Genomic DNA, 19,471 nt, shown 5'->3' with positions numbered 1-19,471 from the left:
CAACGAGACAAGCGTAATCCTGTCGTAGAGGGCTTCGTCTTCGAGTCGGATCTCTATCTGCTCGGGGATCTCCGATGTAAACCCGCCGTTGTACCGAACGAATACCGTTCAATCCTCAGCCGTCTCGCCCAACCGTTCCTCGACGAACGTTGCGAACTCGTTGGCAAACGCCTCAACCTCCTCCCAGTCGGTGTACTCGACGTCGGCTAGGGGATTCTCCTCCGATGACTCCACTCGAGCGACGAATTTAACCAGCGCACGCATCAGGAACCCATACTCTGAAAACCGCAGCGCGCCCCCAAAGAGACCGATCCTATCCGGGTGCCAGTTTGTGGCCTCGATGAACTCATCGACGTACCGCGCTGCCTCCGCTGCACCCTCCTCGGTCTCCTCGCCGGACGACCCAGAGACTTGGAAGAAGCCGTTTGGCTTTCTCGCCAGTACGGCCTGGTTGGCGTTGACGAACTTGCGGACCGCCTTTTGCTGTCTGCCCATGTGGATCGACGCCCCGACGAGTACGGCATCAAAGTCGTCAATGTCAAGACCGGGGTCGATCTCCTTTACGTTCACTGTCGTCGTCTCGTGGCCGCGAGCTCGAAGTTCGGCGTCGATTCGCTCGGCCACTTTCGCTGTCTGTCCCTCACCAGTTCCAAAAATAGTGATGATCCCCGCCATAGATCACATACGGCTCCATCGACCAAAAATGGAGTCCTCTTTTTGAGACTGGAAACTGTTTTTGATTGAAAACGGGATATTCGTTAGCAGTTGAGTTCTAGAAGCGTGATTCGAGAGGATGTGACCTCGCTCGATGCAACCTTTATCCACCACATGGTGCTCTCAACAGCAATTCGGCAGTGCGTCCAGTTGTGAATATATAGCGCAAATTCATTGTCTTTGTCTCCCCCGGGTCTTCGAATTTCTGTCTTTACGAAGAAACAGAAAGGGTTTGACAACGCTCCGAGAACCGAGTACACAGACTGTGAGTGATCGACCAACTACAGGTGCTTCTCAACGGGAGACGCTCGGTCTGCTCATCGGCTTTTTTCTGCTTTCGACAGCGGCCGCAGCCTATGAGATCGCCCCGGCGAGCATCTTGCCGGTGATTCAAGAATCCCTCAAGCTCAAGGCGAGCACGGCAGGTTGGCTTGTCAGCATTATGTACGCGACTGCGGTCGTCACCAGCGTCCCCGCTGGTATCGCCATCGACCGCTTTTCGGTGCGTCGGATGATCATTTTCGGCACCGTCGCACTCGTTGTCGCGGGTGTCTGGGGCTGGTATGCGGCCACCGCCGGCACCTTTCTCTGGTTGCTCGTCTCGCGCGTGCTCGGCGGGGTCGCGTATGTCATCTTCTGGAACGCGGGTGCGAACGTCGTCGGAAGCGCCGTTGCATCTCACCATCGGGCAACCGTAGTCGGCGTGTTTACCGCAAGCGCACCCGTTGGATTCGCGCTCGGCCAGTTCGGCAGTCCCCTCATCGCAACCATTGCCGGTTGGCCTGCAATCCTCCCACTGTATGCCGCTATGGGTGTCGTCGGCGTCACTATTTTCTTGCTCGCGACCCGTCGCCACGTTCCCGGCGTTAATGCGTCTGCGCCGGACCGCACAACGCTGCGCAAATTGTTCACCAATCAAGCGGTCTGGATTGTCTGTGTGCTCTGCTTTCTTGCCTACTCGCTGTATCTCTTTGTCAACACGTGGTTACCGAGCTACCTCGTCAACAGATTCGGGATCTCGCTAGCGGCAAGCGGTCTACTGACCGCGCTGTTCCCGGCGATTGGAGCGCTTGGACGGTCAAGCAGCGGTGTCGTCTCCGACCGAGTTTTCGGCGGGGAACGTCGCCCCGTTGTCGTGTCGTCGTTCGTAGTCGCCACACCCGTCGTCGTCGCCTTTGCGTTTGTCTCACAGCTTTGGCTCGTCGGCGGGGCGGTGGTCGTCGTCGGCTTCGCCATCCAGCTCGTTACTGGACTACTCTTTTCGTACATCGTCGAACTCGTCCCACCGCCGGTGCGAACCACAGCTGTTTCGCTGCTGACGAGCGTTGGCCTGTTGGGCGCGTTTGCCGCACCCATCGCCGCCGGCACCATTATCGACCGTGCAGGCTACGGTCCAGCGTTCCTCGTCGCCGGTGGGGTCGCCTTCATTGGTGTCCTCTTAGCGCTTCGCGCACCCGAACCCAAGTAAGAGCACCCGATGAAGCGGAGACCACGCATTTCGCTAGCTTCGACTACCGTGGCGACGGTGGAGAGGACATCCCACGTGTCGATGTCGCCCAGACGGTCGTCACCTATCTTGTAAACGAGTGGATAATTGTTGAAACAATCAGGATCTCCGGTGGCGACATCCCCATCGAGCAGGCGATCTACAGACGAACAAGGCGAGTGCCTCGGGTCTAGTCCCCGAGGCACTTCACGCTCGCCTCACTTGATCGGTTGGGCTTTGGGGAATTGATAGCTGCCGTCGAGAATCGCCTTGCGCGGTTGGTAAAGCCGAACCATGTAGTTCCATCCCTTTGGCGTGTAGAGAAAGTTGGACTGATTAGGATCGCCACCGAAATGCACCGTGACACTCCCGTCAGCGTTCCGCTCGGCGGTCACGTTGTTGACCGAATACGCGTCGTACTTATTCTTCTCGAGATACCAGTTGTGGTTGTAGACGGTGATCGACCAGAACCCGTCGACGGGGACGTTCTTGACGGTGAGTTCGTATGGCGTCGTGCCGTCGTTCTGGGCGGGAACCCTCGAAAGGAAGATCGTCTCAGATGCCGGAAACCCAAACGGTGTCACACTCGCGAGCAAGAACTTCACGGGATTGACCTGGCCGACGTCGCCGTAAGCGCCATCGAAGTTGTCCATCGTTTTCCCGACTGTTGTGAGCGCGTCGAAGAGTTCATCGTGTGATTGGCGGTCCCAGTTTGGAATCTCGAACGTGCCGGCCGAGTCTTGGCTCACTGTGAGTTCGTTCTGTAATCGGTGGGCGGTCGCTACGTCGTTCGGATCCTTCGGGTCGACGAACGTGCGGACTAGGACACCAGCATACCGCGTTCCGATATCGTCCTCAGTCAACGTGTACTCGCCAGGCTCGTATTCGAGCATCTTGAGGTACTGGTCCGCATTGATGACAACCATCGACTGGTAGCGATTATCGGTATCCGGTTTGGTGATGGTGACCGGTTTGGTCAGGTCGAAGAACCCACCCGAATAGAGCGTGTCTCGATTGGTCGCCGCTTCGACCTGCTTGTTGATGGGAAAGAGCGTTCGGTGATGATAGAACTTGCCGAACCCACCCCGTTTGACGTAGCTCGCCATCTCGAAACCGAATTGTGCGCGTGGGAAGTTCTTCCACGTCACTGGAACCGTCTCGGTTTTATCCGTCGTCTGTTGCAGGGCTTGTTTGGTGGTCTGGCTCGACGTCTCCTGGTTGGCACTAGCGCTGCCGACACCCATCGCGAGTAACCCGACAAGCTCCGCTCCCCGAAGTGCGGTGCGGCGGGTTGTCCGCATCAGTCCAGAGTCCGATTCTGCGTCAGCCGGCGTGTCGTATGTCTCGTTTGTCATAGCTCATACCCTCCTTCTCTCTTGCAGTGCCCAACAGCACTGCCCCACCCAACTCCTACTCTCCTACGACAACCCCAGATAAAGAGATGGTGTCAAAATTTCATAATTTTTCATATGATGGTGGTGAGAATAGTTGAACGACCAATTCAATTGGAATCTGATATAGGTTCGATCGACACTAAACGATCGAACCGCGTCCATGCTATTTGAGGGTCAAAGTTGTAGACCACTGTATGTCTCCAGATGAGTCTACTTCCAACGGAAGTTCTCATCTCTCTACGAACGTGAAGACAAGGATCCAATACTGGGCCCCAGCAATCGCCGTGAGTCTGACGACGTTCCTTGTGGTTCTCAATGCATCCCTGATGAACGTGGCCATTCCCACGATGGTGGATGAATTTGGTACCACCGTCACCGTGATTCAAGGGGCAGTGTCACTCTACTCGCTAGTGATAGCTGCGCTGATTCTCCCAGCCGGTACGCTGCCGTCTCGGCATAGTAGTAGGCGTGTAATGGCAGTTGCACTGATCGTATTTGCCAGTGGGACGCTGGTGGCGGCGATGAGCTGGAATACGACGGTCCTCTATATCGGCTGGTCATTCATCCAGGGTTCCGCGGCCGCTGTGATATTTCCCCTGACATACACTGTATTGAGAGTCAGTTACGAAGACGATGATCGGGCGAAGGCATTCGGACTGTTGGCTGGCGTGAGCGGGGTTGGATCAACTCTTGGACCGATTATCGGTGGAGCACTAACCACATACGCCAGTTGGCGGTGGGGATTTGCGCTCCAAATTATCGGTGTGGGAGTTATTCTCTTCTTCGTTCGGTATGTGAGTCCGCAACCACTGTCAGAAACACGTAGTTCGCTGGACAAAGGTGGGACGGCTCTGTCTATCGTCGGTGCGACGACGCTCGTTACGGGATTCCTTCTCAGCGGGAAGTACGGGTGGCTCCTCGTGAGGCGACCGTTTTTCGTCGGTGACGTGCAGTTCAACCCGCTCGGCACATCCCCGGCGATATGGTTCCTTGGGGTCGGAATGCTCGCGTTCGCCGCCTTTGTTCAGTACGAACGCCGGATGGAACGTGCTGGGAAGTCGCCGCTCGTTCCACTGAATGTACTGACGAACCGCCCTTTTTTATCTGGTGTTATCGCATACAATATTCGCTCGATAATCTCGGCTGGCTTCTTTTTTATCTTCCCGGTCTATCTCCAGGCCGTACTCGGATACACCGCCTTTGAAACGGGGCTAGCATTATTACCGTACTCACTTGCGTCGATCCTTTTTGCGACGTTTACGCCCAGCTGGCGGAAGTACATCTCGCCAAAGACGCTTATCCAGGTCGGCATCGTGTGTATGGGCTTTGGGCTGATGCTATTGTACGAGCAAACAGGCCCCGGTCAGACGATCAGTAGGATGGCTATCCCAGTGGCACTTTATGGAGCCGGTGTCGGACTCATATTGGCACAGATCACCAATATGACAATGTCGGCTGTCCCTACCGGGGACTCCGCCGAGGCATCCGGCGTCCTGAACGTGAGCAGTTCAATAGGATTTGCCCTGGGAACAGCAGTTGTAGGCTCGTTTTTTCTCGGCCAGTTCTATGGTAGTGTCGTCGATAGAGTACTACGAGCAGAACACGTGACCGTTTCAGTGGGACAACGAAATGATCTGGTGATAGCGCTCGAAAATGCAGCAGAGACAGCGACCGAAGCCACGCAGCAACACTTCCTCAACCAACTTACTCCTCCGCAACGACGATTACTCCGCAGCATCTTTGAGGCTGCGATGTTCGACGCTCAACAGGCGGCGCTGCTCCTCCTCGTACTGTTTGTGCTGCTCCTGCTTATCGCATCGACGTTCTTGCCACGGCAGGTACCGGAAGCCGAAGAATGAATCAACCAACCCGAATCACCCCAGTGGTCAACAACCAATCCAACGGGAGGTGAGCAGGCGTGAGTGGGTATGCCCTGACGCCGTTGAATCCTCGCGATGCCGACGCACTCGTTACACACCTCGAACCGAGTGACCGCGTTCGTATCACCACAACAGAGCTCCCGCGGACGATCCTCACCGTCAGGGAGACGAATCCACCGACATGCTGTGGACCGCATCTCGTTCTGACGGCTCCACCGATCACCACGACGGCACAGGACGACATTCAGCAAGCCACCTTCCACTGCACCAGTCAGCCCGATTCTGCCATGACTGTTCTCGAGTACATTCACACCGCCACTGACAAGACTTCCCGTTATATCGGTTCGCTCACCACCATCGCCCACCTCCCGCGTCTCTCCACGCCAACAGAGGACACTGCGGTTCCAGTGAAGGTGCCTGCCAATGAGTGACCCCACCACGTCCGGAGCTACCACGCTCGAAAATGTCTTGATTAGCGACCTCGCTAAGCACGTCCAATCGCTCAGTGATCGTATCGACGACCTCGAAGAAGAAGTCACCCAGAAAGACGAACGAATCGATGAACTCGAACAGCGAGTCGATACCAGAGAAGACAAAGCAGCCAAAGCGAAAGCCCACAGGAACGCGATTGCCCGCAAAACGCAGTCCGCTGGCAAACGCATCGATGAGTTGCAAGCCCGCGAGTTCGAGAAAGGTGCTCACCTGCTCGCCGACAACGTCGACAAAGACCGTATCTTCGTCGAAGGGAACAAACTCGAACGCATCACGAAAGACGACGGAGAGACCTACTTCCGACTCCCCGGTGAGGACGATGCGCTCGGTCGCGGGGGTGCCGTCGCTCACTCGACTGCGGATCTCCTCCCACTGCAACGACTCGCCCGCTATGACGACGAGATGCTGGCGTCCGTCACGAATCGCAAACCCGACGAGCTCGCCGCCAAGGTGTGGCGCGAACGTGACGACTCGGGTCGCTATTCTCTTTGGTCGAAGGGCAGTGGAGAGATCCGTGCCTATCTCGATGCATCGGATCTCGCCGAATGGTTTCGACTCAAAGAGTCTGGTGTGAGCAAGAAGTACAGCCAGGAACTCGCTCGCCGGACGATAGACGCAATGCATGAGCTCTCGAACGGACGGCTCGGGAAAATCAAACGTCAGCGGTCCAAAGACGGACTAAGATACCAAGAGACACGTCTCGTGCTCAAGTCGGACGTTGAGCTTCCCGGTGAGGTGACGAACGGCAACACGGACGACAGTCCGGCCACAGACGGGGTTGCCGGAAAGTAACGTGGTCGGAACCAACTCACGCCCGAGAGGGACACAAATCTAACACGAAACCCCACACAAACGCGGAAGTGGACGCCCCGAATTGACACAGTTCGGGACTGACGCCGTACGGTTACTCGTAAGTACGGCGGTTGTATCGGTATCTATCGGCTACAAACCAGCGGGTGAGGGAGAGGTAGTACCGGCCACCGCGTCTGTGGTCGGAGTCGAAAGCGATAATGATTTTAGGACTGCCTAAAAATACGGAGCAACTGATGCGCCCAGATATCTGTGTGATAATGCCAACCATTCGGGAATTTGAATGTCTTCGTTCGTACTTCCAGAATGCGAGAGAACACGACTTCGATCTCGACCGCTTACATATCGTTCTCGTCACCGAAGATTTCTGCTCGACTGCAGAAATGCAATCACTCCTTGACGATGCGGACGTTGATGGGGAAGTATTTGATGGCACTCGCCGCCGCCAGTGGTTCGAAGAGCACGAAATCGCGGAGTACACTCACCTCATCCCCGAGGCAAGTCACGCCCAAACAAGCTTTGGGCTCCTATATATGTGGGCGAACGATTTCACGTATGGACTATTCATCGACGATGACACGCTCCCTCATCTAGAGTTCGATTACTTTGGCACCCACCTGAACAATCTTGGTTATGAAGGCGAGATCGACTGCGTCAGCTCCAATTCGAATTGGGTGAACGTACTCTATCAGAATGTCGAAGACCACGGCCTCTATCCACGGGGGTACCCCTACACAGCGATGGGAGAATCAATCACAGCAGAGACGAGATACGTCGACGATGTCGTCGCATCACAGGGTCTCTGGACCAACGTACCTGACCTCGACGCCGTTCGTATCTTGATGGATGGTGACTTACAAGGACAGGCTCAGACGCGCACTACGGCGAGCGATTTCACGGGGACGTTTGCCACGGCACCAGACCAGTACCTGACGGTCTGCTCGATGAACCTCGCCTTCAAGCGTGAGGTTATTCCGGCGTTCTATCAACTCCCGATGGACGACAACGAGTGGGACGTCGGACGTTTCGATGACATCTGGAGCGGTGTGTTCCTGAAACGCGCCGCGGACGTCCTCGACAAACAGATACTCACTGGCGGCCCCCTTTGTGAACACAACAAAGCACCGCGTCCAACGTTCGACGACCTTGCGAACGAAGCCCCAGGCCTCGAACTCAACGAGTATCTTTGGCAAATCATCGATGACGTTGGCACAGACGGTGATAGCTACGCGGAGGTGTTTGCCGCCATGGCAGACGTGCTGGCTGACGGCGACTGGAGCATGTACAACAACGGCGCGTTTCTGAATCACGTTGGTGCCTATATGAGGGATTGGCTCGACTGCCTAGCCGAACTCGATAGCATCCGTCGTCCCCTTCCCGCGGATGACTAACCGAAAACCGATATCTATAAACGATTTAGGCGGGCCTAAATGATTATGATGAAACGAACTGCTTTCGGGCGTCGACGGTTCCTCCATGCTGGCGGAGCAGCGACACTCGGGTCTCTCGCTGGCTGTACCGGTATTCTCTCTGGGAATAACTCTAAGGAGCCGAAGAAAGTAACCCTATCCGATTTTCGTGGGTCAGGGCCACTCGTAGAGAGCCGACCCGAGTTATCAGGAACACACATAGATGAGATCCCCGACCTTTCGGGAACACTCACGTTGTATCTCGGTGGGGGGGAAGGCGGCCTGTATCTCGAACTTATCGAATTATTAGAATCTCACTACCCGGATTTCAAAGTGAACCACCGAATCGAGCCATCGAGCGACCTCGCTCAGCGGATTACACAGGAAGTCGAAGGGGGTGACAGTTCCACAGACCTCTTTCTCTCTGTCGACGCTGGTTCACTCGGATTTGTTGCTGAGAACGGTGCTGCGACGAAACTTTCGAAGAATGCCCTTGAACCAGTACCAAAGCCATTCCGCGGAAAGCGCAACCGATGGGTCGGGATCGCTGGTCGAGCTCGAAGCATTCCATACAATACGAAGAAATTCTCGGCGTCGGAGGTACCTAGCGATATTTTTGCGTTTGCCCGCGAGAATCAGTTCAAAAACGCGATTGGCTGGGCACCGACCTACGAAGCCTTCCAAGCGTTCGTCACCGCCATGCGCATAATTGACGGACGCGAAAAGACGAGGCAGTGGCTTACTGGAGTACAGAACCAAAGTGTGAGTAGATTCCGCGACGAGTGGTTCATCTCTAACGCAGTCGCAGATGGAGAGGTCGATGTTGGGTTTGCGAATCACTACTATGCGCTTCGGGTACAGGCATCCCGACCGAAAGCGCCCATCGAAATCGCGTTCACGAAAAACGACGCCGGGGCACTCGTCAACGTTGCTGGGGCAGCAATCATACAGGGAACCGAGAAAGAACAGTTGGCAACGAACTTCGTGCGCCACCTCCTCACGGTTGAAGCACAGGAATTCTTTGCGACGAAGGCGTTTGCGTACCCGATGATTTCAGGGGTACCGCCGGTGGGTGGACTTCCACGCGTCGACGAACTTGCACCGCCCAGCATTGACCTCCAAAAACTATCGAATCTCGAACCGACGCTCTCTCTCATGCGGGAGGTGGGCGTCCTCTGATGTCGCTCCAAGAGCGCATCACGCAGTACGATGGGTTCGAAGCCGATGAAGATGGCCCAGCGACCGCACTCGTTCTTCTTAGTGGCGCTATCGCCGCGACCGTCCTGTCGCCGCTGCTCTGGATATTCATTCGCGCAGGCCGCGTCGGCTTCGAAGAAGCACTCGTGACGATCACAAGTGGGCAGAATGTGGATATCTTGTTCAATAGCGTTACGCTCGTGGTGGGCGTCACTGCTGGGTCACTCCTCCTCGGGGTTCCGCTCGCGATCCTGACGACCGGGAGTGACCTTCCGTTCCGTCGATTTTGGACCGTCACCGCAGCGCTCCCCCTTGTAATTCCGAGCTATATCGGTGCATTCGCGTTCGTCTCTGCGTTCGGTCCACACGGCGTCCTCACGACCGTACTCGCACCCGTCGGCATCGAGCGCATTCCGGAGATATACGGATTTCCGGGAGCGACACTCGTGCTTGCGCTGTTCGTTTATCCGTACGTATTTTTAGCAACGCGAGCCGCACTACTCTCTCTCGACGGACAACTCATCGAGGCGGCGCGTACTCTCAACCACGGGCGACTCTCGGCGTTCCGGCGGGTCGTGCTTCCACAACTGATGCCGGGCATCAGTGCGGGCGCGCTATTGGTGGCGTTGTACACGCTCTCAGACTTCGGAACACCTGCCATTATGCGATACGAGGTGTTCACACAAGCGATCTACGTCGAGTCGAACGCGTTTAACCCGGAGATGGCCGCGCTGCTGTCGCTCCAGCTGGTTGTCGTCACCGTCGCCATACTCTCGCTCGAATCACAACTTGGTGACGCCAGTGAGACGCGCATCGGTGCCAGTGGCCAAGCGGGTACCTTCGAATTGGGTGCGTGGAAGCTGCCCGCGGTCGCCTTCTGCGCGCTGGTTGCCTTCATGACGCTGATTGTTCCGCTAGGAATTCTTCTGATGTGGTTAGTACGTCCCGAAGCGAGTTATGGCGGCGGATTCACATTCGAGTGGACGGTCGTCTTTAATACAATCGCTGTGGCGGGTGTAGCGGCGGTTGCCTGCGTGCTTGCGGCACTTCCCGTCGGATATCTCTCTGCACGTCGCGATACGCGATTCCCTCGACTCGCGAATCGCGCCACTTACGTCGGGTATGCCGTGCCTGGAATCGTTCTCGGATTTGCGCTCGTCTCCGCCTCTCAAGAAATTCCGGTGCTGTATCAGTCAATTCCAGTGCTGCTGTTCGCGTACGTGGTTCGCTTTCTGCCTCAAGCGGTTGGTACCGTTCGGTCGTCGATACTGCAGGTCGATTCGGGACTGATGGAGGCAGCGCGGACACTCGATCACTCACCATCGTCCGCGTTCCGTCGCGTGACGCTACCGCTGATAGCGCCCGGCATTGCCGCCGGAGCCGCGCTTGTCTTCCTCACGACGATGCGTGAACTTCCTGCCACGTTGATGCTGCACCCGACCGGTTTCGAGACGATCGTCACCCATATTTGGCTCGTCACGGGCGCGGGGTACTATGGGCAAGCTGCGGTGCCTGCACTCGTCCTCGTCGGAGTCTCCAGTCTCTCCATGATGATCATCATTGCAAAGGAGCGATACAATGTCGAATGAACAACGCTACACAGAAGCAAACACTTCGACGGTCGAGCACAGCAACCCGGACGGGTCGCCCTCAGAATCGGTGCTGGAACTCGACGCCGTCACTAAGTCGTACAGTTCGGAGACCGCGGTCGATGAGATCTCACTCTCCGTTCGTGAAGGAGAGCTACTGACCCTGCTTGGGCCATCCGGATGCGGAAAGACGACGACGCTTCGGCTCATCGCCGGGCTCGAACGTCCAACCGACGGAGCAGTCCACGTCGATGGCACGGTCGTTGCAGACAGCGGTACGACTCTCGAACCCGAGAACCGCGATATCGGTCTAGTCTTCCAAAATTTCGCTTTGTTCCCCCACCTGACAGTCGAGGAGAATATCGCGTTCGGCTTATCCGACGCCAGCGAAGACGAGCGTCACGAACGAGTCGCGGAGTTGCTCGAGTTAGTGAGTCTTGCTGGCTATGCCGACCGTACTCCTGACCAACTTTCCGGCGGACAAAAACAACGTGTCGCACTCGCTCGCTCACTCGCGCCAGAGCCAGCAGTGCTATTGCTCGACGAACCGTTTTCGAATCTCGACGTACGCCTCCGAACCGAGATGCGCGAGGAAGTACGCCGTATACTGAAGAAAGCTGGCGTGACGGCCATCTCGGTTACACACGATCAGGAGGAAGCGTTGTCGATCAGTGACCGTGTTGCTGTTATGCACGACGGTCACATCGAACAAGTCGACCGTCCTGAAGTGGTGTTTGAACACCCCACGTCACGGTTCGTCGCGGAGTTCCTCGGGCAGGCTGGGTTCATCTCCGGCCGCTTCGAAGACGGGGTCATCGAAACCGGAATCGGCCGACTCAGGGGATCGATGCTCAAAGGAATCTCCGACGAGTACGATAGTGCTCATATCGATGTTCTCGTACGACCGGATGATCTTCGAGCGATACCGACGGAGGGGATGGGTGACGGTACGATTATCAATCGTCAGTACACAGGACCGTCGTTCGTCTATGAAGTCGAATTGGACACAGGCGATCTCGTCCACTGCCAACACAACCATGCAACAGAGTTTAGTCTAGACCAGCGAGTGAATGTTGACCTCGTTGCCGACCATACACTCGCTTGGTATCCGGGCGAGTAAGTTACATGGCTGATCGTCGTACACTTCTGGCTGGTGTACTTGCAGTGGTTACAGCCGGGTGTATTTTTTACATATCTGTCGACATTTTTCCGTATCACTCGACCAATCACGATGAAGCCGTTTATCTCCAGCAAGCAGGGATGATACTCGACAGAACCCTTGTGCTACGACCACCGATCGAAGCGTCATTTCGCCCATGGTTTTTCGTTCAGTCGAACGCTGTGTCGTCCAGCAAATCGGTACTTTACCCGAAATATCCACCCGTCGCAGCCGCGATGTTCGCTTTCGGAAAGCTCCTTGGCTCCTATCGCTTTGCCCTATCGCTCATCGCCGGTAGTAACGTTTGGCTGACGTACAGCCTCGTCACCGAGGTGTTCGATCGTCGAACGGGTATCATCGCCGCTCTCCTCTTGGTCTTGTCGCCGCTGTTTTTGATACAGTCTGCGCTGTTTCTTTCCTACGCACCAACAACCGCTTTGAACCTCGCATTTGCGTTCGCGTACTTTCGCGCCAACCGTACCGGTGACCTTCACACCGCCGCGCTCGCTGGACTATTCATCGGCGTTGCATTCTTCTCGCGGCCCTACACGGCGGTTCTCTTCGCTATCCCGTTCATCGTTCATGCGATCTGGACGCTGTATGGCGATAATCGGTCTGCCAGAATGCGGCAAGCCACGACCGCCGTAGTCGGTCTTTGTGGTGTCATGATTGCCATGGGCTATAACGCGCTGATGACTGGATCACCGTTATTGTTTCCGTACCAGGCGTTCGCACCGCATGACGGCCTCGGGTTCGGTCATCGAGCGATTCTCGGTTACGAACGGATATACACACCGGCTCTCGCGCTCGAAGCGAACGCCCGAGTTGTCAGTGCGCTATTTAGCGACTGGGTCGTTGCTGGGCCGCTCGGAACCGCACTTGCCACAGGCGGACTGTTTGCGATCACGATTCGCCGCCAATGGGACGGTAAAAAGGCGGTACTCGCAGCACTGTTTTGTTCGATAATCGTAGGGAACATATGCTTCTGGGGGAATCTCAATATTCTCGGAGTGCTCGAGAGCTCTGATGATGGACTAATCAATTATTACGGGCCACAGTACCACTTCGATCTTCTCGTCCCGACGGCAGCATTTGCCGCTCATGGGGCGGTAGTCGGAACGGAACGGCTGAGACACCGTATTTCCGGGCGATTCGACACCGGTCGCACCGGTTCAATCCTTGCAGTTGTGCTGCTCGCCTCCACAGTAACGTTCGGTGGGGTAGCGGCAGTTACTGTAGCAGAGCCGCTTCGGGAGAATGCTGCGGTCTCGACACAGCTCGAAGATGGCTACGAGCCGTTCGAGAACCGCTCGTTCGACAACGCACTCGTATTTCTCCCGACACCGTACGGTGATTGGCTCAATCACCCGTTTCAAGCACTTCGAAACGATCCCGAATTTGACGGGAATGTACTCTACGCCATTCAAGAAAATCAGTTCGCAGTCGTCGACGCATACCCTAACCGCACCTTCTATCGCTACGGCTATCGCGGACAATGGGGTCCATTTTTTGGTTCGCCGGTCGACGCAAATCTCCAACGAGTTCAGGTCGTCCGCGGCGAGCGGATCGTCCTCGAGAACCACCTTACGGTTCCGGCCACTGCCAGCAGTATCTCAATTCGCCTCGCCACTAACCAGGGCTATGCGTATTATGCGGCGGATGATCCCGGAAAGTCACTCGATTTCCGACTCGTCACAACCGAGCGGAACGTCCATCTAGTAGGAGAAGTCGAGTCGCTTGGAAACCGTTCGGTACCGATTGGCCCCCAAGATAGCGTCCAGATAACGGCGTTCGTCGATCAAGGAACTGGCTCCGGGTTCAACTATCGGGTACGGATGCCGGTCGAACGCTCCAATGGGACGGTAGGTGTACTCACGCCGTACGTCGAGGTTTGCCAAGATCCACGGCGCTGTGGCGGAGAAGCGATGTATATTCCTGGCGAAACAGTCCCCGACGTGTCGGTCGAGACACGACTGGTGAAAAACCAAACTGAGACGAATCAGCGGGGAGACAGAAAGCCATTAGGTCAGGATGACCTAGTGGTTCATCAATGAAGCTCACGCGACGCGACGCGCTCGCGGCGCTTGCGGCCGGCGGCACGGTTATCGGTGGTACCGCGGCACTTCGATGGGCTAATATCGATGATGATGGCGTGGGTGAGCACGAATCCAGAACGCTCGAAGCGGTCGCACGCGTTATTTATCCCTCGACCGTTTCTGAAATTCCACGGTTCGTGGAGACGTACGTCGTCGGTCGGTTTCAGGATCGGTCGACCGATAGGCGAGGAATACTCGAAGCGATTGCGACACTGGACGAATATGCCCAGACGTGGTACGATGACGCGTACCGCAAGCTCGAGAGGCAAACACAAGCGCGTCTGCTCTCGGAGATGGGACTCAATGTCGTGGATCCCGTTCCGGACGGTACTGACGTCGAGCGAGTTCGATACTATTTGATCAACGAACTATTGTATGCGCTTTACACCTCCCCGACTGGCGGCACACTCGTCGGCATCGAAAATCCGCAGGGGTATCCAGGCGGTACTGCAAGCTACCAACGGAGATCTCGGTAATGGATCGCACTCCTCATCGGCGTGTCGATGTGTGCGTCATTGGCTCGGGACCGGCTGGATCGTTAATCGCCGCCGAGCTTACGGATCAGGGGTTAGAGGTCGTTGTTTTGGAGGCAGGTGAACGGTTCGATTCCGACGATCGACTCGAACGAATGGAACGGGATATCCGATCGGCACACGATCCGCTCTCCGTGTGGAACATGGGTGGCCCCCGCGACGCGTACACCTCGACGGGAGAGCAGTTTTATCCGCTGAACCGCGCTCGTGTAAAGGGAGTTGGTGGCTCAACGCTTCACTGGCAAGGCATGGTAATGCGCCTGCACGAACAGGATTTCAACCGATCAACGCACGACGGTGTTGCCGCCGATTGGCCTCTCGAATACGCTGACTTAGCACCGTACTATACTCGAGCAGAACGCGAACTCGGTGTTGCAGGAGCACTCGACAACCCGTTTGCACCCTTGCGGGACGAACCGTTCCCACAACCGGCATTTCCGCCATCCTATAGCGATTCGCTGTTCGCAGCAGCGTGTGAACGGCTCGGCGTTACGATGCATTCCGTCCCGAACGCTCGTAATTCGACGAATTACGACGACCGGAGCGCATGCGTTGGATACGGTACTTGTAACCCAGTCTGTCCATCCGGGGCGAAATACGGCGCCGACATTCATGCCCAAAAGGCAGCAGAGGCGGGTGCTCGAATCGTTGATCGAGCGCCTGTTCAGCGTTTAGAGCACGATTCCGACGGCAAGCAAGTTGAAGCAGCCGTCTACGCGACTCCCGACGGGAGCACTCACCGACAAGAAGCAAGAGCGTTCGTAGTGGCATGTGGTGGCGTCGAGACTCCTCGACTGTTACTGCTCTCGGAATCGTCGCACTACCCTCAGGGACTCGCTAACTCAAGTGGTCTCGTCGGTCGATACTTCATGGATCATCTATTCGTCGGGATGGGTGGAACCCTTCGTGAGAAAACTCGCCAAAATCACATCGGGTTTATTACTAGCGAGTGCCATCAATTCTACGACAATCCGGGACAAAAGACGCGAGGAACCGAGAACGGGATTCCAGAAAGTGATACCGACCACGGTCCGATAAAACTTGAATTTCTCAACTACGCAGGTCCGTCACCTGTCGAGATCGCCTTAAACGGTGACACGTGGGGGGACGAATTATTACAGACCCTTCGTGACCAATATGGCAACCACATCGCAATGGGTGGATTAGTTGGCCAACTTCCACGGGCAGAAAACCGTGTCAGCCTCGACCGTTCAACGACTGATGATCACGGAAACCCGGTTCCACAGATCGAATGGCAGGTGGATCAGCGGTCAAAGCGAACGATTCGACGGGCGAACGAGATACAACGCGCGATTCTTGAGGAACTCGGCGTCGACGTGACGTGGACAGTCGGGCCCGAGAACACAGGCCCTGCCTTTCACCACATGGGGACAACGCGGATGGGGGAAAATCCAACCGAAAGCGTCGTCAACGCGAAGATGCAGACACATGACCTCGACAATCTCTGGATCGCATCGAGCAGCGTCTTCGTAACGAGTGGCGCAATGAACCCGACGCTCACAATCGCTGCACTGGCCTTAAAAGCGGCCGATCACGTGGTGCGTTCATTGTAGCTACCCAAATCGCTCTTCGAGTCCCACTTTGACGATGGACGACGCGATTTCTCGACCACCGGAAAACGGGTCAAGCGTGGTTGCACCGCGGCGTTCTCGATACTCGATCGGGAGTTCGCGAACATTGTACCCACGTCTGATCGGTCGCATGAGGAGTTCTGCGGAGAGCCCAGTATTTTCGGTCCAGTCGATCGATTCGATGACGTCGCGACGGTAGGCCCGCATTCCTGTCGTGACATCGTAGACACGCCGACCGACGACCAAACTCGCTAGAACCGCTAACAGGCGATTTCCTACTCGATTTAACCGTGGCATTGCATCAGCGCCGTAGTAGAGGCGATCGCCACTCACCACATCGTAGCCTGCGTTGATCGCGTCGAGCATCGTTGGTAAGCGCTCCATTGGATACGTATCGTCACAATCCGTGGTAACGATAATCGGTCGAGATGCACTTTCGAGGGCTTCGCGCACCGCAACGCCATACCCACGCGGAGGTTGTCGAATCACTCGGGCGCCAAGTTCATTAGCGATTTCTGGCGTGCGATCATCTGATCCGTCCACACAAACCACTTCTGCTTGGCCATCTGTGACCCTGTCAATATCGACAAGGACGGTCTCGATTGCAGCCTCTTCGTTGTACGTGCCCATAACGACGCTCACATCGTCAAAGGTGAAGTTTGACCCTTCTCCTATCGCAGTAGTCACAACTACAGGTAGACAGGAGGTTGTCTTGAATTTTTAGGTTTGCCAAAATTCTGACTAGCGAAAGATCAATCAACTGTCTCCGGCATAGCAATGTGCATTTGCGAGCGGTAGTGGGTCGGAAGCGAATCAATCCCGGTTCGAGATAGTAGCGGAACTCCCGCGAGAAGTCGATGTTGTAGCATCGATACTCAGCGAGAGTGCCCCGCTTGTTCACCATGCTCACCATGCGTGCAGCTCTTCGAGACAGTTTAGCGCTCAAAACAGAATACGGAGTTCGTCAACGTTCGTGAGAAGCGCGTCTCGTAGAAGATGACTTGCTGGAGGCCGTAGAGGTAGGCGTCTTCTGCGATCGATGCCACCCTGGCATCTGTTCCGTCATCTGCAGACATCTCATTCCGGGGTTGGCGGGCACTGGTACTGCCGACGCCCATCGCAAGTAAGCTGGTGAGGCCCATCCCGCGAAGTGCGGTGCGGCGGGTTGTTTGTAGTGGTTCGGAGCCCGATTCGGCGCCAGCCGGCGTGTCGTGTGTCTCGTTGTTCATGGGTCATGTCCCCCTTCTCTCATCTAGTGCCCAGCGGTACTGCTCCACCCAACTCCCACTCTCCTACGACAACTCCAAATAAAGAGAGGGTGGCTTAATCACATAATATGTTTACAGAATAGAAATAGTAATTTTTGGGCAACCAATTCAGTTGAAATCTGAAATCGGTTCTCTCGCCACCGAACAGCCAGATTCGTTCCGTTTCGAGATCGTGAGCGTGCTGCATTCTCACCTCGGATCTTACACCAGCATGATAAGTTACCGAGCTGCTGTCACAACCGGCTTGCTGAATATAGAGGATAAGTTCAGCACGACCGTCAGTGAACCGTCTCGGGTCAAGTGGTTCGAGAGATACCGTCTCTTGTCATTACGGAAGACGTCGTCTTCAAAACGACCCCGGGGCACTCGGCCTGCTCCGCCTGTAGAAGATGAGAAAAATCGAAATTCGCCATCACAGCAAAACGGTCGCCAATAGCGCTCACAGCTGCCAGCCGCCCGCGTACCTCACTCGACCGGTTGGGCTTCGGGGAACTGGTAACTCCCGTTGATGATTGGCGTGCGCGGTTGGTAGAGCCGGACGATATAGTGCCATCCTTCTGGCGTGTAGATGAAGTTCGGCTGGTCGGGATCACCACCGAAATGGATCGTGACACTACCGTCATCGGCTCGCTCTGCGGTCACATTGTTGATCGAATACGCGTCGTACTTATTCTCCTCGAGATAGAGGTCCCGGTTGTAGACGGTGACCGACCAGAACCCGTCGACGGGAACATCTTCGTCGACGGTGAGTTCGTATGGCGTTGTGCCATCATTTCGGGTGGGAATCCGTTGGAGGAAGAGCGCTTCTGACGGCTGCGGGACGCCGGTCCACCCCGACGGACTGGCGACGAAAAATTTCACCGGGTCGACCTGGCCGACGTCACCATACGCGCCCGAGAAATTCTCGAGCGTGGTAAAGACAGCCGTGAGCGCGTCGTCGAGTTGTTTGAATGATTGTTGCTCCCAGTTGGGAATCTCGAACGAGCCAGCCGATGCTTGTTCGACGCCGATCTCGTCCTGGAGTTGCCGGACTTGCTTTACATCGGCCGAGTCGTTCGAGTCAACAAACATGCGGATCAGGACGCCAGCATACCGAGTCCCTACCATATCTTGTGTTATCGTGTACGTGCCAGGCTCGGTGACGCTCAGCTTCGCATATTGGCACTCGTTCTGGATATTCATTGATATGTATCGGTCATCGCTGTCTGGGAGTGTGATGGTGACTGGCTCGGTCAGATCGAACACCCCGAGTGAGTAGATCGTGTCACGATTTGGCTCGACGTCCAACTGGTTACTGACAGGAGTTATATTTCTGAAATTATAGAGCTGTCCGAACCCACCCTCGTCGACGGTTGCCTGGAATGACGCATGACAGTTGGCGCGGGGGTAGTTCGCCCATGTCACAGGGACTGCACCACTCTTGTCCGTCGTCTGTTGCTCGGCTTGGGTGGTAGTCTGGCTTGGCGTGTCTTGGTCAGCGCTGGCACTACCGATACCCATCGCAAGCAAGCTGGCGAGGCCTGCCCCGCGAAGTGCGGTTCGACGTGTTGCTTGCAGTGGTTCGAATTCCGTTTCAGCCGTTTTGTTGTGTGTGTCTTTGTCCATGGCTCATGTCCTCCTTTCTCTCGTGCGGTGCCCAACAACACTGCCTCACTCGACTCGCACTCTATACGATGGACTTCTACAAAGTGCTGTCTCTAAACTAACATAAATTCCAGCCAGAATGGCGGTGAGAACTGGTTGGCTACCTGTTCAGTATTGATATGAAATCTGTTTTCTGTGTATTGAACAACCCACCCATCTCCTGTGTCTGCTCGTGGCTGGCTTGATTCGGTTCTGCAATCAGCACGAC

Annotated in this window: 16 protein-coding genes; 11 read left to right on the top strand and 5 right to left on the bottom strand. The window is 55.8% G+C overall.

Annotated features, from left to right (window positions below):
• Window positions 1-108: 108 nt before the first annotated feature.
• A complete protein-coding gene (locus BW974_RS20100; RefSeq protein ID WP_076432354.1) occupies window positions 109-675 on the bottom strand; it encodes a flavodoxin domain-containing protein in 567 nt (188 codons plus the stop codon).
• A 304-nt stretch (window positions 676-979) separates the two neighbouring features.
• Here BW974_RS20100 and BW974_RS20095 point away from each other — a divergent pair, with 304 nt between their 5' ends.
• Complete coding sequence (locus tag BW974_RS20095) at window positions 980-2,182, top strand: MFS transporter (protein ID WP_076432352.1); 1,203 nt, start codon at window positions 980-982, stop codon at window positions 2,180-2,182.
• Window positions 2,183-2,418: 236 nt separating this feature from the next.
• Here the strand turns inward: BW974_RS20095 and BW974_RS20090 are convergent, their stop codons facing one another.
• Window positions 2,419-3,555, bottom strand: coding sequence for a DUF1214 domain-containing protein (locus BW974_RS20090; protein ID WP_084186405.1), 1,137 nt, complete (start codon window positions 3,553-3,555; stop codon window positions 2,419-2,421).
• A 233-nt stretch (window positions 3,556-3,788) separates the two neighbouring features.
• Between BW974_RS20090 and BW974_RS20085 the strand changes: the two genes are divergently transcribed.
• The 10 genes from BW974_RS20085 to BW974_RS20040 all read left to right on the top strand — a co-directional run bounded on the left by BW974_RS20085 (window position 3,789) and on the right by BW974_RS20040 (window position 16,333).
• Window positions 3,789-5,453: an MFS transporter gene (locus BW974_RS20085; protein WP_175609755.1), complete on the top strand. Its 1,665-nt coding sequence runs from the start codon at window positions 3,789-3,791 to the stop codon at window positions 5,451-5,453.
• Window positions 5,454-5,512: 59 nt separating this feature from the next.
• A complete protein-coding gene (locus tag BW974_RS20080; RefSeq protein ID WP_076432350.1) occupies window positions 5,513-5,905 on the top strand; it encodes a hypothetical protein in 393 nt (130 codons plus the stop codon).
• Window positions 5,898-6,758 (top strand): DUF8008 family protein, encoded by an 861-nt coding sequence (locus tag BW974_RS26670; RefSeq protein ID WP_076432348.1) that lies wholly within the window; start codon window positions 5,898-5,900, stop codon window positions 6,756-6,758. Before BW974_RS20080 ends, BW974_RS26670 begins: the two co-directional genes overlap by 8 nt.
• 254 nt (window positions 6,759-7,012) lie before the next feature.
• Window positions 7,013-8,167, top strand: a complete 1,155-nt coding sequence (locus BW974_RS20070; RefSeq protein ID WP_076432346.1) for an alpha-1 4-glucan-protein synthase — start codon at window positions 7,013-7,015, stop codon at window positions 8,165-8,167.
• A gap of 273 nt (window positions 8,168-8,440) precedes the next feature.
• Window positions 8,441-9,364, top strand: a complete 924-nt coding sequence (locus BW974_RS20065; protein WP_245800217.1) for an extracellular solute-binding protein — start codon at window positions 8,441-8,443, stop codon at window positions 9,362-9,364.
• Complete coding sequence (locus tag BW974_RS20060) at window positions 9,364-10,971, top strand: ABC transporter permease (RefSeq protein ID WP_076432342.1); 1,608 nt, start codon at window positions 9,364-9,366, stop codon at window positions 10,969-10,971. The genes BW974_RS20065 and BW974_RS20060 overlap by 1 nt, the downstream gene beginning before the upstream one ends.
• Window positions 10,961-12,091 carry an ABC transporter ATP-binding protein gene (locus tag BW974_RS20055; RefSeq protein WP_076432340.1) on the top strand — a complete coding sequence of 377 codons (1,131 nt, stop codon included), beginning with the start codon at window positions 10,961-10,963 and terminating at the stop codon, window positions 12,089-12,091. The genes BW974_RS20060 and BW974_RS20055 overlap by 11 nt, the downstream gene beginning before the upstream one ends.
• 275 nt (window positions 12,092-12,366) lie before the next feature.
• Window positions 12,367-14,184: an ArnT family glycosyltransferase gene (locus BW974_RS20050; protein ID WP_245800216.1), complete on the top strand. Its 1,818-nt coding sequence runs from the start codon at window positions 12,367-12,369 to the stop codon at window positions 14,182-14,184.
• A complete protein-coding gene (locus tag BW974_RS20045; protein WP_076432336.1) occupies window positions 14,181-14,702 on the top strand; it encodes a gluconate 2-dehydrogenase subunit 3 family protein in 522 nt (173 codons plus the stop codon). Before BW974_RS20050 ends, BW974_RS20045 begins: the two co-directional genes overlap by 4 nt.
• Complete coding sequence (locus tag BW974_RS20040; protein WP_076432334.1) at window positions 14,702-16,333, top strand: GMC family oxidoreductase; 1,632 nt, start codon at window positions 14,702-14,704, stop codon at window positions 16,331-16,333. The genes BW974_RS20045 and BW974_RS20040 overlap by 1 nt, the downstream gene beginning before the upstream one ends.
• On the opposite strand, the gene BW974_RS20035 is transcribed toward BW974_RS20040, so the two are convergent.
• The 3 genes from BW974_RS20035 to BW974_RS20025 all read right to left on the bottom strand — a co-directional run bounded on the left by BW974_RS20035 (window position 16,334) and on the right by BW974_RS20025 (window position 19,224).
• Window positions 16,334-16,981 (bottom strand): dolichyl-phosphate hexose transferase, encoded by a 648-nt coding sequence (locus BW974_RS20035; protein ID WP_084186403.1) that lies wholly within the window; start codon window positions 16,979-16,981, stop codon window positions 16,334-16,336.
• A gap of 305 nt (window positions 16,982-17,286) precedes the next feature.
• Window positions 17,287-17,580, bottom strand: a complete 294-nt coding sequence (locus BW974_RS20030) for a hypothetical protein (RefSeq protein WP_076432330.1) — start codon at window positions 17,578-17,580, stop codon at window positions 17,287-17,289.
• 504 nt (window positions 17,581-18,084) lie between these two features.
• The gene (locus tag BW974_RS20025) at window positions 18,085-19,224 is read right to left on the bottom strand and encodes a DUF1214 domain-containing protein (RefSeq protein ID WP_084186402.1); all 1,140 of its coding nucleotides are present in this window, start codon (window positions 19,222-19,224) and stop codon (window positions 18,085-18,087) included.
• Window positions 19,225-19,471 lie beyond the last annotated feature (247 nt).

It is taken from the genome of Haladaptatus litoreus (genome assembly GCF_900156425.1).
Lineage (GTDB): Archaea > Halobacteriota > Halobacteria > Halobacteriales > Haladaptataceae > Haladaptatus > Haladaptatus litoreus.
This window is presented reverse-complemented; position numbering and strand designations above follow the sequence as displayed.